This is a genomic window from Ensifer sp. EB106-05-01-XG146 (genome assembly GCF_058791875.1).
In genome coordinates, this window is the sequence record NZ_JBYTDX010000003.1 from 342,125 (window position 1) to 356,527 (window position 14,403).

The following is a 14,403-nucleotide window of genomic DNA, read 5'->3' on the forward strand; positions in this document are numbered from 1 at the left end:
ACGGCGCTGGGCAGCGAGACGACCGGCCGTTTCCCAGGCCTCAGACCTGTTTCGCAACGCTGGCGATGAAGGCCGCTTTCAGATGCTCGGCGGCGGGCGAGAGGCTGTGGTGGCGCCGTTGAAGCAAAGAGACGTCACGCATGACGATGGGGTCAATGAGATCGACTGTCGTTACACCGACGGCCGAGGCGAGCTGTCCGGAGTTTTCCGGTAGCACCGAAACGCCCATTCCGGCGGCAATCATGCTGATCGCCGTTGTCGAAAAGCGTACCTCGTACTTTGGCCGGTAGTTCGGCACGACGCGAATGAGGTTGTGCTCGACGATGTTGCGCAAAGGGTTGGAGGCGGCAAGCGTGATTAGCGTTTCGTCCTTGAGCTCGGCCCAGCGCACGGATTTGCGCTTGGCAAACCGGTGATCCTCGCGGCAGACGAGCATCAGTTTGTCGCGCAGCAGCGGGGTGGCGGCGATTTCGGGGTCTTCCTCCGAAAGGGTCCCGACGGCGATATCGACCTCGTGGCGCTTGAGCGCCGGGGTTATCTGCTCTTCCGGCATGTCGCGAATGTTGACGGAGATCTCCGGATACTTGTTCAGGAATCTGGCGATGATCGGCGGTACGACCGTTGCGGCAAGCACGATCGCCGCGGCGATCGTCACTTGCCCACGCTTCAGCGAAGCGTTGTCGCGCACGTCGCCAACGGCAAGCTCGAGGTCCTTCATGATCTTGCGCGCCTGGGGCAGGAATTCCTGGCCGACCAGGGTGAGGGAGACCATGCGCGTGTGCCGGTCGAACAGGCGCACGCCGATCTCCCGTTCCAGATCCCGGATGAGGATGCTGACCGCGGACTGGGTGAGATGGAGGTTGCGTGCGGCGATGTTGAACTGGCCGAGCTCGGCCACAGCAATGAAGGCCCTGAGTTGCCGCAGGGTTATGTTCATATACGCGCGGCCTCCCGTTACATCGCTCCCATCAAAGCCTGCCAGACCTCGGCTTGTCTACCCCGCAAGTGCGGCTTGCTCTTTGTTGCCGGCCATGAGCAGGCCAAGTTCGTCGAGACGGGCGCGGTCGGGCGGCAGTTCGCCAAGGATTTCGCCGTGGAACATGACGACTATGCGGTCGCAGATTGCAAACAGCTCCTCGAGTTCCGTGGAGATCAGCAGAATGGCGCGGCCGCTGTCGCGCTGGCGCAGCATCTCCTCCATCACGAACTCCATCGCGCCGATATCGATGCCGCGCGCGAGCTGATTGACGAGGATGAAATCGGGATCGCGCGCCAGCTCCCGCGCGACGACGAGCTTTTGCTGGTTGCCGCCTGAAAGTGCTGCGATCGGCTGGTTCTCGTCCCGGCTCTTCACGCGAAACCGCTTGATCAGGTCGCGGGTGTGCTCGCCGATGACCTTGCGGTTGAGCATGCCCCCCGTCGCGAACGGTTTTTGGTCGTAACGCTGCAGAATGGTGTTTTCGCTGAGCGACAGCGGCAAGACGATGCCGTGCTTGTGGCGGTCTTCCGGAATGTGGGAAAAACGCCTGGCATTGATTTCTGCCGGGTCGAGCCCGGTTATATCGTTTCCGTTGAGAACGACGCGCCCGGAATCGACCGGCAGCAGGCCGGAGAGCGCGAGCGATAGTTCCGTCTGGCCGTTGCCGGATACGCCGGCAATGCCGACGATTTCGCCGGCGCGTACATCGAGGCTCACGCCGCGCACGGCCGGAAGGCCGGTCTCGGCGCGGCAGGTGAGGTTTTCCACCGAAAGCGCGATACGACCTGGCGGTTTGGGGCTGCGCGGGAGCTCCATGCGCACCTCACGACCGACCATCATGCGCGCAAGCTCACGCGCATTTGTCTCCCCGACCCTGACCGTATTGACGACGCGGCCGTCACGCATGACGCTGATGCGATTGCTGACCCGCATCACTTCGTCCAGCTTGTGCGAAATGAAGACGACGGTCTTCCCATCCTTCACCAGATCACCCATCAGCGAAAGGAGGCGGTCGGTCTCTTGCGGGGTGAGAACGGCGGTCGGTTCGTCAAGGATGAGCAGGTCGATACCGTGGAATAGCACCTTCAGGATTTCCACCCGCTGCTGCTCGCCGACCGAGAGGTCTTCGACGATTGCGTCGGGACGCACGTCGAGGGCGTAGCGCTCGGAAAGCGCGCGGATCTTTCGGTGGACCTTGTCGATATCGGATATGACGCTGAGCGCCGAACCCTGGCCGAGGATGTAGTTTTCTGCCACGGTCAGGTTCGGTACCAGCATGAAGTGCTGGTGCACCATGCCGATCCGCTGGCGGATCGCGTCGCGTGGGCTTGTAAGGCGCACCGATTGTCCCTTGTAGACGATCTCGCCTTCATCCGGCCGGACCATGCCGCAGATCATGCTCATCAGCACGCTCTTGCCGGCGCCGTTTTCGCCGAGCAGCGAATGGATCTCGCCTTCCTCGATTTCGAGCGAAACGCCGTCGCTGGCGATGATAGGGCCGAAACGTTTGCGGATATTGTCGATGCGCAGGAACGGTTTTGCCGACATGTCGATCACCTCATCTCGTAGGGCTGGCCAAGCTTGCTGGGTGCGGCACCCTTGCCGCGGAAGGCGACGAGCGTGACGATCGTCATGATGTAGGGAAGCGCCTGCAGCACTTGGTAGGGCACGACGATCGATGCCTGCGCCTGGAGCATGAGCTGCAGGGCGTAAAAGAGGCCGAAGAGCAGCGAGACGAAGAAGGCGCCGATCGGCGACCAGCGGGCAAAGACCACGACGGCAAGGGCGATGAAGCCGCGGCCGGAGGTGATGCCTTCCACGAACTGGTTGGAATGGCCAAGCGTGAGGAACGCGCCACCGAGCCCTGCAAGCCCTGTACCGACGAGGACGGCGGCATAGCGGTAGCCAACGACACTGCGACCGGCGACGTCGACGGCCTTCGGGTGCTCGCCGACGGCGCGAAGGGTCAGGCCGAAGGAGGTGCGGTAAAGCACCAGAGTGGCGAGGAGGGCGACCAGCACGGTCGAATAGACGATGAGGTTCTGGCGGAAGAACGCTTCTCCGAGAAAGGGCAGGTCGCTCAGCCAGGGTATGTGGACCGGCTGGGCGATCTCGATGCCCTTACCGGTCGAAACGTAATAGGTGCGGAAGAGGAAGGCCGTCAGACCCATGCCGAGCAGGTTGAGGGCCGCCCCCACCACGATCTGGTCCGCCTTGATGGTGATCGTGAAGACGGCGAAGACGAGCCCGAACAGCATGCCGCCGGCAACGCCGGCCAATAGCCCGAGCGGAATGTTGCCGGTGGCTGCGGCCGCAGCGAAGCCGCAGAAGGCGCCGACGAGCATCGTGCCTTCGAGCCCGATGTTGAGCACGCCGGCGCGCTCGGAAAAGACCTCGCCGATCGAGGCGAAGATCAGGGGGGTGGCAAGCCTCCAGGCGGCGCCGACGAGCGCTGCGAGAAAGGTGAGAAAAATCATGTCGTCCATGGGTTCGACCCTCCAGGAATATCGCCAAAGTTTTGTTTTCCCGCGGGCGGTCTACGGCGACGCGGGAGTTTCCATGCTTTCAAGCCACAGTCCTGAGGATGTCGCGCAGCTTTGCGAAGGCGACGACCGAGAGGATGACGATGCCCTGAATGACCAACACCAGGACCTGCGGGACCTGTGAGGTGATCTGGAGGACTTCCGAGCCGGAGCGAAGCGTCGCAAAAAGCCCGCCCGACAGGATTGCCGCCAACGGATTGTTGCCGGCCAAGAGCGCCACCGCGATGCCCTCGAAACCATAACCCGGCGAAATGTTCTGGTAGAGCCGACGTGTGACGCCCGCCACCTCGAAGGCGCCGGCAAGGCCTGCCATCGCGCCGCTGATGCACATCGCGATCATGACGTTCCTGGCGACGTTCATGCCGGCATAGCGGGCGGCATGCGGGTTGAGACCGACGACGCGCAGCGCAAAGCCGCGGCTGCTTCTTCGCAGGAAGATGTACAGCGCAACCGCCAGAACCACCGCAACGAGGATGCCGATGTGAAGCCTAAGGTCGGTTACCAGGCGTGGCGTCCAGGCTTCGCGCACCAGCCTTGCCGATTGCGGATAGGCGGCACTCGCATCGCGCATCGGACCGGTGACGAGATAGCTCGTGAGGATGAGGGCGATGTAGTTGAGCATGATGGTGGTGACGATCTCGCTTGCCTGAAAGCGCACCTTCAGATAGCCGGCTATGCCAGCCCAGGCGGCGCCCGCAAGCGCCCCCGCCAACATCACAAGCGGCGCATGCACCCAGACGGATAGGCCGTCGATGCTGGTGCCGACAAGGGTTGCGGCGATTGCGCCGACATAGAGCTGGCCTTCGGCGCCGATGTTCCAGATCGAGCAGCGAAACGCGACGCACAGCCCTGCACCGATCAGGATCAGCGGCGTCGCCTTCAGGAGAATTTCTCCGACCGAGCGTATGTCCTGGAACGAGCCGAAGACCATGACGGTGACGACGTCGCTGCCGTTGAAGCCGTTGAGCCAGAGCAGCAGGGCGCCGAAGGCGAGTGCGACGAGAACTGCCGCGATGGGTGTCAGGGCGCTGATCGCAGCCTGCGAGAGTGTCCTGTAGAAAGCTTGGGCTGCTTGAGAATTCACGGTCTCACGCACTCCCTGGTTTATCTCAGCCATGGGTGTGTCCATTGGTGTGATGCGGGAAGTGGCTGCGGCTGGATATCCCGCCGCAGCATGGAGGCAGCTATTCTGCGCCGGTCTTGATCTCGCCGGCGGCGATCTTGGCGCTGATTGCCTTGACCTCGGCGCGGATATCCTCCGGCACGGAGACCGGGCCGTCGTCGCGGAAGGTAAACGAGATGACCTTCGGGTCCTTCAGGCCGAAAACCACGTTCTCCGTGGGCGGGTGGCCTTCCTTGATCGCGCGAACCACTTCGACCACGCCTTGAGCATAGTCGGCGACGTAGAGCCCGAGAATGTTGTTAGGCGCAACCTCGGTAAAGTCGCTGAAGATCGAGAAGGAGCGCACGTCCGGGCCGGATTCGGCAATCGCCTGGTAGCCGCCGACGGTGGCGCCGGAAGCGTTCGGTACGACGAAGTCAGCGCCTTGCGAGATCATGCTGAGCGCCGCTTCCTTGGCGGCGGTCGTATCGGTGAAGTTGCCGATATAGGCTTCGCTGATCGGGAAGTCCGGATTGATGCTTTTTGCGCCGTTCTTGAAGCCGGCGAATGCCTGCTGGATCGGCGGGATTTCCATGCCGCCGACAAGGCCGGCCTTACCGCCCATTTTCGCAGCGATCACACCCATCAGGTAAAAGGGCTGGCTGGTATCGGTATTGAGCCCGATAACGTTGCCTTCGTGGATCGCGCTCGACGAGATCAGGAAATAGGTGTCCGGATAATCGAGCGCGACATCGCGCGCGGCGTCCTGGAACTCAAAACCGTGGCCAAGGATGACCTTGTAGCCCTGGCTCGCATAATCTCGAAACGCCTTTTCGAAGGAGGCCGGGTTCTGCTGCAGCTCGACATAGCTGATCTTGGCGCCAAGCTGTTGCTCAACGCCCTTGAGCGCGTTGTAGCCGATCCGGTTCCATCCTTCTTCGGAAACACTGCCGGGCACGAGAAGGCCCATCTTGAAGTCTTCGGCGTGCGCGAGGTCCTGCCAGAGTATTCCGGTCAGGGCCATTCCGAGAGTGGACGCAAGCAGCAAACGACGTGAAATTTCAGTTATCATTTCATTCCTCCCATTAGATTGCAGTCCCAATCCCCCCGGAGCAGCCGTTCCCTTTTATGCGTTCTCCTTCAGGCGGATGTTTTCAGTAGTGCTCTGCGAGACCAGGCGCCCGTTCGAAAAGACGAAAGCCCGATCTGGCCCGCCGGCAATCAGCGTGTCGGTATCGATGCAGTCGGTAATGACGAAGTCGGCGCGCGCGCCGGGTCTGAAACCGTAGTCCTTGCCAAGCCCCATCAGTCGGGCAGGGGCCGTCGTGATCATGCTGTGCGCGGCTGAGAGCTCGTCCCCGCGCAGATGGCCTGCAAGCAGTGTCCAGCGGGCGATTTCCAGCATGTCGCCCGAGCCGGTCGGAACGAACGGATCCTGGATATTGTCCGAGGCGGTGGCGATGGTGATGCCGGCGCGATGGAGTTCGGCGACACGCGTCAACCCGCGTGGCGGCAGCATCTCGTAGTCGCGGCCCTGTAGATAGAGATTTGCGGCCGGCAGTGTCACCACGCCGACATTCAGTTTGTCCAGGCGCTCGGCTATCCGCTGGGACTCCCGGCGCGGCAAGGCGCTCAACACCGAGACGTGGCTGAAGACGGTGCGCCCCTGCATGCCGAAGCGCTCGACGCGTTCGAGTGCGGCGTCGATGAGATGCACGCCGGCATTGAGGTGTTCGTCGAGGTGCAGGTCGATAGGCTTGCCGGATTTCACAGCGGCCGAAAACAGGATGTCGAGGTAGCGCGGCGGGTCCTCGGAAACGGCGGGCGTTCCGCCGACGGCATCGGCGAGCGCAACGGCGCCGTCGATGTTGTTGCCGAGCCACTCGAAGTCTTGGCCTGGATGCGGCGTCATGAAGGCGACGAGCTGAAGCGTGATGCGGTGCTTTTCGGCATCGCGAATGGCGGCCAGCGTCTCGATGCCATGGAAACCGGCATCCTTGTCGACGTTGATGTGGCTGCGGATCGCGGTCGTGCCGCGCGACAGACATCGCCCGATTGTGCGCGTCGCGCGCTTGTGAATGTCGTCGGGGCCGGCGGTGCGGGCGTATTTCCCAAAGGCTTCGCGGGCGCCCTGGAGCGTTCCGGAGGGATTTGGCGTAAACCGCAGCACCCCCGTCTTGTCGAGATGCTGGTGCGCGTCGACGAAGCCCGGCGAAACGAGCATGCCGGAAATGTCTATGCAGGCGCCGCACGAACCGGTGTCGAGAAAGGGCTCGACGACCGTGATGCGCCCGTCGGCGCCGACGATAATGTCGCTTGCCGACTGCGAGCCGTCATCGTTTATGACGGTACCGCCCGTGAGGGCAAAGGACTGACCGGGGATCAGTCTTGCGAGCAACGCAGCTGGATTTTCACGTACCATGTCGTCCCCACCTTGTTGTTATGGCGGGAAACTAAGCACGCGCTTTTAATTCAAACAAATTCATTATTTCAATTATTTGATAAATGGATCGTATTAATTGCCGATCGCCAGGCACCGATCGAGCATGGCCAACGTCACGGAAAGAGACGCCTGATCAACCGGTTGACCGGCAATCTGGAACGGGCCGATTCGATTGCTTTTGGCATCGGCCCTGGTTCGCATTCAGTGCCTGTATTGCGGTTCCTCGGCGTCGAGTTGCCGGCGGATGGCGGCAAGATGGGCCCGTGCCGACTCCGGGTCACCCTCGCGCATCTGCCGGTAAGCGGCCTCAGCGATCTGTGGGGCGACGGGCAGGACTTCCCGTCCGGTGGACATCGCAAGCACCTGCACTTCGGCCGCCCGTTCCAGATAGTAGAGATCGTCCCAGGCTTCAGCGATTGTCGGCGCCAGGACCAGCACGCCGTGGTGTTTCAGGAAGACGATATCGGCGTCGCCCGCTGCAGTAGCAATGCGAGCGCCTTCCCGATGGTCGAGGGCAAGGCCGTTGTAGTTTTCGTCGACAGCAGTGCGTCTGTAGAATTTCAGCGCTGTCTGGCCGGCCCAGATCAAGGGGCGCCCTCGGTCATGGATAAGGCGGTCGCATAGGGCATGTGCGTGTGGAAGGCGACTTTTGCGCGCGGCAGCCGGCGGTGGATTTCGGCATGGATGTAAAAAGCGGTTGCCTCCGGCTCACCGTCACCGTCGATGACGGTGCCGTTGAAATCGCACACCAGCAGCTTTGATGCCGTCAGCTCGCGAAAGGCATAGCCGTAGGGATTGACGATGAAGAGATCGTCATGGCCGGGTACGACAGCCGAAAAATGGTTGCAGATGCCCTCTTCGAAGCCGTTGCGCGCCGCCATGCGGAAGCAGGCCGCCAGATCTTCCTTGGTGCTGCGGATGGCATCTGTGGAAAGGTTGGGCCGGTTCGACCGTGCCGCTTCGGTGCTGCTTTTCAGGGAATGCGCCATGAGTTGCTCCTGGTTTGGCTTGAGCTGGGAGCGGCGGCCGGCCGAAAGCCCGCCGCGCGCAGCGAAGGCTGCGCCCTGCCTGCCCGCCGTTCCGCGGTCCAGCAGCGCGCCCAGATAACGCCGGAAAATGCGCGTGGTCAAACGCAAGGTCGCGTCTGAATACAAGACGTCTTTCCATGGAAACGTCAGTGCACGGATTTCAGCAGGAAGTCGCGAAACCGCCGGGCGGCCGGAGAGAGGGAGCGCGTGCGTTTCTGGATCAGGCTGACTTCGCGCTTGATGTGCGGCTCGGTCGGCGTGCGCACGACGAGGCCCATGGAGGTCGCAAGCCGTGTGACCGCCGATGTCATGATCGCGACGCCGAGCCCGCCTTCGACCATGCCGATAATCGTCAGCGGCAAGGCCACCTCCTGCATCGCCTTGTCGAAGGGCAGCACGATACCGTTGCGTGCCAGCTCGTTTTCGAGGCGGTCCCTGATCGGATTGCCGCGGTGCGGACCGATCAGCTTGCGGTCAACCAGGTCGGTCCAACGAATTTCACGCAGCCTGACCAGCGGGTCGTCCGGATGAAGGACGATGAGGAATTCGTCGGTCGTCAGCCGGGTACCCATCAATTCGGTATCGTCCTCCGGCACGGTTCCGATCCCGAGGTCGACCGAGCTGTTGGTCACCTGTTCCAGGACGGCGATCTCCGCCACGTCATGAAGAGCGACGGTGATATCGGGGTAGAGCCGGGTGAAGGCGTTGACGAGCTGCGGCAGCATCAAAGCCGCCTGCACGGTGCCCGCTGCAATCGAAACCTTACCACGTCTCAGCGCATTCAACTCGCGCGAGCTCTCCACCATGCCATCGATGTCGGCGACGGCACGTGCGGCAACCGGCAAGATGTCCATGCCCGCCTGCGTAAGCCGTAGAAGACGCGTATGCCTGTCGAAGAGACGCAGCTTCAAATTCTGCTCCAGCTGCCGAACCAGCGTGCTCACCGCCGACTGCGAGGAGCCGAGCCTGTCGGCGGCGAGGGTGAACTGCCCCAGATCGGCTACGGTGACGAAGGCTCGAAGCTGTTTCAGCGTGATGTCCATGCCGGTCCATTCATTCAATTACTATATGAATAAATATGATTGTGCCGATTGTTTGCTGATTTGGCCAGCCGCATGATCCGCTTTGTACGGCGTGCGGTGACCAGATCATGAGGCCGAAGTTGCCCTCCCACCGCGCCGGAAGCTGTTCGCTGGGAGGAAAGCGAATGCATAAATCCGATACGACTGATCCTGTCGAAAAAACCTACCCGATCCCAAGTTTGATGGCCCTTGGCCTACAGCATGTTCTCGTCATGTATGCCGGAGCGGTCGCCGTGCCGCTCATTGTCGGCAGCGCACTTCAACTGCCCAAGGAACAGATTGCGATGCTCGTCAGCGCGGATCTCTTCTGTTGTGGCATCGTCACCCTCATCCAGGCGCTCGGCATCTGGAACATCGGCATTCGCCTGCCGATCATGATGGGGATTTCGTTCACCGCCGTACCCTCGATTATCGCGACGGGCACCAATCCCGATCTCGGCATGCCGGGCGTCATCGGCGCGGTCATCGGCTCCGGGGTGTTCACGATCCTGGTCGCGCCGTTCTTCGGCCGCTGGGTACGGTTCTTCCCGCCTGTTGTCACCGGCACGGTGATGCTGGTGATCGGCCTTTCGCTGATGCGCGTCGGGGTAAACTGGGCGGCAGGTGGCCAGCCGATGATCAAGGGTCCGGACGGCATGATCCCGAACCCGGCCTACGGCGCGCCGTTCGCGCTCGCCGTGGCTGCCATCGTGCTCATGTCGATCCTGCTCCTCACCCGCGTTCTCAAGGGCTTCATGGCCAATCTTGCGGTCCTGATCGGGATCGGGATCGGCTTCGTGGTCGCGATCGCTGCCGGCAAGGTGGATTTCCACGGCGTTGCCGAGGCCGACTGGGTGCGCATCATTCACCCGCTCGCCTTCGGATGGCCGATCTTCGAGTTCTGGTCGATCCTGTCGCTCTGTGCGGTCATGACGGTCATGATGATCGAATCGACCGGCCAGTTCCTGGCTGTCGGCGACATGGCCGGACGCAAGATCACCGAGGCAGAACTGACCCGGGGTTTGAGAACCGACGGTGTCGGTAACATCATCGGCGGCCTGCTCAACACCTTCACCTATACGACCTATGCGCAGAACGTCGGACTGCTGCAGATCACCGGCGTGCTCAGCCGCTTCGTGGTGGCAGTGGGCGGCGCCATCCTGATCCTGCTCGGCTCGCTGCCGAAGGTTGCCTTCGTCAGCGCATCGATCCCGAGCTATGTCGTCGGCGGTGCGGCAATCGTGATGTTCGGCATGGTGTCGGCGACGGGGGTGAAGATCCTGTCGAAGGTGGATTTCGTGGCCAATCGCCGCAATCTCTACATCGTCGCCGTCAGCGTCGGCCTCGCCATGGTGCCGGTCGTTGCCGAAAACATCTTCGATCAGCTGCCGGCGGCGATCGAGAAGTTCCTGCACAGCGGCGTGCTCGTCGGCACCTTTGCGGCGGCACTGCTCAACATTCTCTTCAACGGCGTTCCGGCGAAAGAGCCGGAGGAGGCCGAACTCGCGGACGGAGCGCCGGCTGCCGACCCTGCCTAGAGAACAACACCATTAGTCCGGCGGCGGCGCGCCGCCGGAGCCCCCAACCCCAAGAGGATTCCATGAGACGCTTCGACTATCATCGGGCGGAAACGCTGGAGCATGCCTCCCGTCTTCTCACCGAGCTCGGCGACGACACATTCCTGTTCAACGGAGGCACGGACCTTTTGGTCGAGATCCGCGAACGGCTGCGCCGCGTGCGCAACGTCGTCGACATCAAGCAGATCCCTGGTTTGTCCGACATCACCTATGACGAGACGCGCGGACTGACCTTCGGTGCGCTGGTGACCGTCGGACGGCTGGAGAACCTGTCGCTGGTGCGCCAGCGATATCCGAACCTGCGTTCAGCACTCGCCTCGCTCGGCTCCATCCAGGTGCGCAACCGCGCGACCGTCGTCGGCAATATCTGTCGCGCCTCGCCGTCGGCCGATACCATTCCGCCCTTGGTGGCGGACGGCGCCTTCGTGCACATCTACAGCCGCACCAACATGCGTGTGGTGCCGATCTGCGAGTTCTTCACCGGCCCCGGCAGGACCGTTCTCGCCAAGGGCGAAATCGTTACCGGCATCACCGTGCCGCCGGCGGGTGACAATACCGGCAAGGCCTATCTCAAGCACGGCCGTCGAAAGGCGATGGAGCTGTCCACCGTCGGCGTCGCCGTCAGCCTGGCGATGGACGATGGCGTCTGCAGCGACATCCGCATCGCGCTCGGTGCGGTCGGCGCCACCGTTCTGCGCGCGCCGCAAGCCGAAGCCATGCTGCGTGGCACGAGGCTCGATGCTGAGACGGTCAGGAGTGCTGCCGACAGGGCGATGGAGGAATGCACGCCGATCAGCAACGTGCGCGCCAGCGCAGACTACCGCCGCGACATGGTCGGCGTCCTGACCGGTCGCGCCATCAAACAGGCATTGGAGACTTTCGCATGAAACGGATGGTCGAATTCACCGTGAATGGCGAGGCGCGCGAGATGGCCGTTGATGGCTGCTGCTCCCTGCTCGATGCGCTGCGCGACGAGGTCGGCCTCACCGGCACCAAGAAGGGCTGCGATGTCGGCGACTGCGGCGCCTGCACCGTGCTCGTCGATGGCGAGCCGGTCAACGCCTGCCTGATGCTTGCCGTGGAAGCCGAATGCCGTGCGGTCGAGACGGTCGAAGGGCTCCAGCCGGGTGTCGATCGACTGCATCCGCTGCAGGATGCCTTCATGCGGCACGGCGCCTCGCAATGCGGCTTCTGCACGCCCGGCATCCTGATGATGGCGAAGAAGCTCATCGACGACAATCCGCACCCGACTGACGAAGACATCCGCTTCGGGCTCTCCGGCAACATCTGCCGCTGCACGGGATACACCAAGATATTCGACGCGATCAAATCGGCCGCGCGCGAGATGGAGGCTGCAAGACCATGAACATGACCACCCCCATTGAACAGCGCGAGTTCAAGATCGTCGGCAAGAGCGTCAAGCGCGACGACGTGCTCGAAAAGGTCACGGGCGAGGCGCAGTATACCGGCGATATCAAGCTGCCCGGAATGCTGCACGGCAAGATCAAGCGCGCGGCGATCGCCCATGCGCGCATCAAGTCGATCGACGTCAGCAAGGCGCTCGCCTATCCGGGCGTCAAGGCTGTGCTGACCCACGAGACCGTGCCACGCGTGCTGCACTATGGGTCGCCGCATCCACGCTCGGCCTCCTGCACCAAGGACCAGTACATTCTCGACGACAAGGTGCGGTTCTGGGGCGAGGGCGTCGCCGCCGTCGCCGCCATCAGCGAAGAGATCGCCGACGAGGCGCTCGACCTGATCGAGGTGGAATACGAACCTTTGCCGGCCGTCTTCGAGCCGGAGGACGCCGCGCAGCCAGGCGCACCACTGATCCACGACGTTGGGCCGGGCGGCAATCTTGTGCTCGACCCGGTGCGCGTCAACCGCGGTGACATCGATAAGGGTTTCGCCGAGGCGGACTTCGTTCTCGAGGGCACATTTGCCGGCGGGCGGCCACACCCGGCCTACATGGAGCCGAACGTCTGCATCGCCGACTGGGACGGTTCCAACAAGCTGACCTTCTGGACCTCGACCCAGACCTCTTTCATGGTGCGCGGCATCCTTGCAGAAGTGCTCGGCCTGCCGCTCACCAAGGTGCGCGTGCTCGTCGACCATATGGGCGGCGGCTTTGGGGCCAAGCAGGACCTGTTCCAGCACGAGTTTCTCTGTGCGCTTTTGGCGAAGGAAACCCGCCGGCCGGTGAAGATGGAGTTCACCCGCCATGAGACATTCGTGGCCGGTCGTTCCCGTCACCCTTGCCGGATCTGGCTGAAGCAGGGCTTCAAGAACGACGGCACGCTCGTCGCCCGCGACATGAAGCTGGTCTACGATTCCGGCGCCTACGGGTCCCATGGCCCGGGCGTGACCATCGTTGGAACCACCGCCGCTACCTCGCTCTATCGCTGCGAGAACGTGCGGCTGGAGGGGCGGTGCGTCTACACCAACACCCCGATCAACGGCGCCTTCCGCGGCTACGGCGTGGTGCAGAGCTACTATGCGCTCGACATCCAGATGGACGAAGCGGCCGAACGGCTCGGCATGGATCCGGCCGAACTGAAGCTGAAGAACGTGGTGCGCGCCGGCGACATCGCGCCATCAGGCCATCCGATCCTCGGTCACGGGCTTGAAATCTGCCTCAAGCACGGCATCGACGTGCTCGACTGGAAGGCGCTTTGGAACCGCGACCGGGCTCCAGATCCGAAGCGCCCGCACATCCGCAAAGGGTGGGGCATCGGCTGCGAGATGCACGGCTCGTCTGCCTATCCCGGCATCAAGGAACAGGGCAACGCCACGGTGAAGGTCAACGAGGACGGCACGGTGACGCTGCTGACTGGCGCTGCCGGACTTGGCACCGGAGCCCATACGGCGCTGGCGCAGATCGTTGCCGAAGAGCTCGGGGTCCGCTTCGAGGACGTCGGCGTCATCCATGGCGACACGGACGTGGTTCCATGGGACATTGGGGCCTTTGCCAGCCACACGACCTACCTGGTCGGCACGGCCGCCAAGATGGCGGCCGGCAAGGTCCGCGCCGCCGTGCTCGCCAGGGCAGCGCTGAAACTGCAGGTCTCGCCCGACGAGATCGACCTTTCCGAAGGCAAGGTCTTCCTCATTGCCGAGCCAGATCGCTCTATGACGGTGTCGGAGGCCATGGGGCCCTCACGTGGCATTCCTGCCGCCAATATCGTTGCCAACGGCACTTACGAGCCGACGAAATCCTACTCCTTCGCCGCACATTTCACCGAGGTGGACGTCGACACGGAAACGGGCATCGTCGAGGTCAAGCGCGTCGTGCCTGTGCACGACGTTGGACGCGTCATTCACCCGATCGCGGCGCAAGGCCAGATCGAGGGTGGCATCCAGCAGGGCATCGGCCACACGCTGACCGAGGACTACGTCATCGACAAGAAGACCGGGCGCTCACTCAATGCGGGCCTGGTCGACTACAAGATGCCGCTGTCGATGGACATGCCCGACATCGAGACGATCATCCTCGAGGCAGCGCCCGACCCGGGTGGTCCCTGGGGCGCCAAGGGTGTGGGCGAAGATCCGATCATCGCCATCGGTCCTTCCATCGCCAATGCCATCCACGACGCCATCGGCGTTCGCTTCCACCACTATCCGATCACACCGGAAGACATCCTGAAAGCCTTGAGGGAGAAGGGCGCATGAA

The 14,403-nt window shown here is 62.8% G+C and carries 11 protein-coding genes and 1 pseudogene; 4 read left to right on the forward strand and 8 right to left on the reverse strand.

Annotated features, from left to right (window positions below):
- Nucleotides 1–40 precede the first annotated feature (40 nt).
- The 8 genes and pseudogenes from AC3WVQ_RS30375 to AC3WVQ_RS30410 form a co-directional block, all read right to left on the reverse strand.
- A complete protein-coding gene (locus AC3WVQ_RS30375; protein WP_034791732.1) occupies nt 41–937 on the reverse strand; it encodes a LysR family transcriptional regulator in 897 nt (298 codons plus the stop codon).
- A gap of 57 nt (nt 938–994) precedes the next feature.
- Nucleotides 995–2,527 (reverse strand): ABC transporter ATP-binding protein, encoded by a 1,533-nt coding sequence (locus AC3WVQ_RS30380; RefSeq protein ID WP_492383410.1) that lies wholly within the window; start codon nt 2,525–2,527, stop codon nt 995–997.
- A 5-nt stretch (nt 2,528–2,532) separates the two neighbouring features.
- Entirely contained in the window at nt 2,533–3,465 is a 933-nt protein-coding gene (locus AC3WVQ_RS30385) for an ABC transporter permease (protein ID WP_492383411.1), read from the reverse strand.
- Between the two features lie 79 nt (nt 3,466–3,544).
- The gene (locus tag AC3WVQ_RS30390; RefSeq protein ID WP_051659225.1) at nt 3,545–4,639 is read right to left on the reverse strand and encodes an ABC transporter permease; all 1,095 of its coding nucleotides are present in this window, start codon (nt 4,637–4,639) and stop codon (nt 3,545–3,547) included.
- Nucleotides 4,640–4,706: 67 nt separating this feature from the next.
- Nucleotides 4,707–5,696 carry a BMP family protein gene (locus tag AC3WVQ_RS30395; RefSeq protein WP_162250988.1) on the reverse strand — a complete coding sequence of 330 codons (990 nt, stop codon included), beginning with the start codon at nt 5,694–5,696 and terminating at the stop codon, nt 4,707–4,709.
- Nucleotides 5,697–5,750: 54 nt separating this feature from the next.
- Nucleotides 5,751–7,046, reverse strand: a complete 1,296-nt coding sequence (locus AC3WVQ_RS30400) for an amidohydrolase family protein (RefSeq protein ID WP_492383412.1) — start codon at nt 7,044–7,046, stop codon at nt 5,751–5,753.
- Nucleotides 7,047–7,268: 222 nt separating this feature from the next.
- Nucleotides 7,269–8,056, reverse strand: a pseudogene (locus AC3WVQ_RS30405) (aldolase).
- Nucleotides 8,057–8,241: 185 nt separating this feature from the next.
- Entirely contained in the window at nt 8,242–9,138 is an 897-nt protein-coding gene (locus AC3WVQ_RS30410; protein WP_492383413.1) for a LysR family transcriptional regulator, read from the reverse strand.
- A 164-nt stretch (nt 9,139–9,302) separates the two neighbouring features.
- Between AC3WVQ_RS30410 and AC3WVQ_RS30415 the strand changes: the two genes are divergently transcribed.
- The 4 genes from AC3WVQ_RS30415 (at nt 9,303) to AC3WVQ_RS30430 (ending at nt 14,402) form a co-directional block, all read left to right on the forward strand.
- Nucleotides 9,303–10,694 (forward strand): nucleobase:cation symporter-2 family protein, encoded by a 1,392-nt coding sequence (locus AC3WVQ_RS30415; protein ID WP_492383414.1) that lies wholly within the window; start codon nt 9,303–9,305, stop codon nt 10,692–10,694.
- 62 nt (nt 10,695–10,756) lie between these two features.
- Nucleotides 10,757–11,620 carry an FAD binding domain-containing protein gene (locus AC3WVQ_RS30420; RefSeq protein WP_034791741.1) on the forward strand — a complete coding sequence of 288 codons (864 nt, stop codon included), beginning with the start codon at nt 10,757–10,759 and terminating at the stop codon, nt 11,618–11,620.
- A complete protein-coding gene (locus AC3WVQ_RS30425; RefSeq protein WP_089045346.1) occupies nt 11,617–12,099 on the forward strand; it encodes a (2Fe-2S)-binding protein in 483 nt (160 codons plus the stop codon). Before AC3WVQ_RS30420 ends, AC3WVQ_RS30425 begins: the two co-directional genes overlap by 4 nt.
- Entirely contained in the window at nt 12,096–14,402 is a 2,307-nt protein-coding gene (locus AC3WVQ_RS30430) for a xanthine dehydrogenase family protein molybdopterin-binding subunit (RefSeq protein ID WP_492383415.1), read from the forward strand. Before AC3WVQ_RS30425 ends, AC3WVQ_RS30430 begins: the two co-directional genes overlap by 4 nt.
- The last annotated feature ends 1 nt before the right edge of the window (nt 14,403 follow it).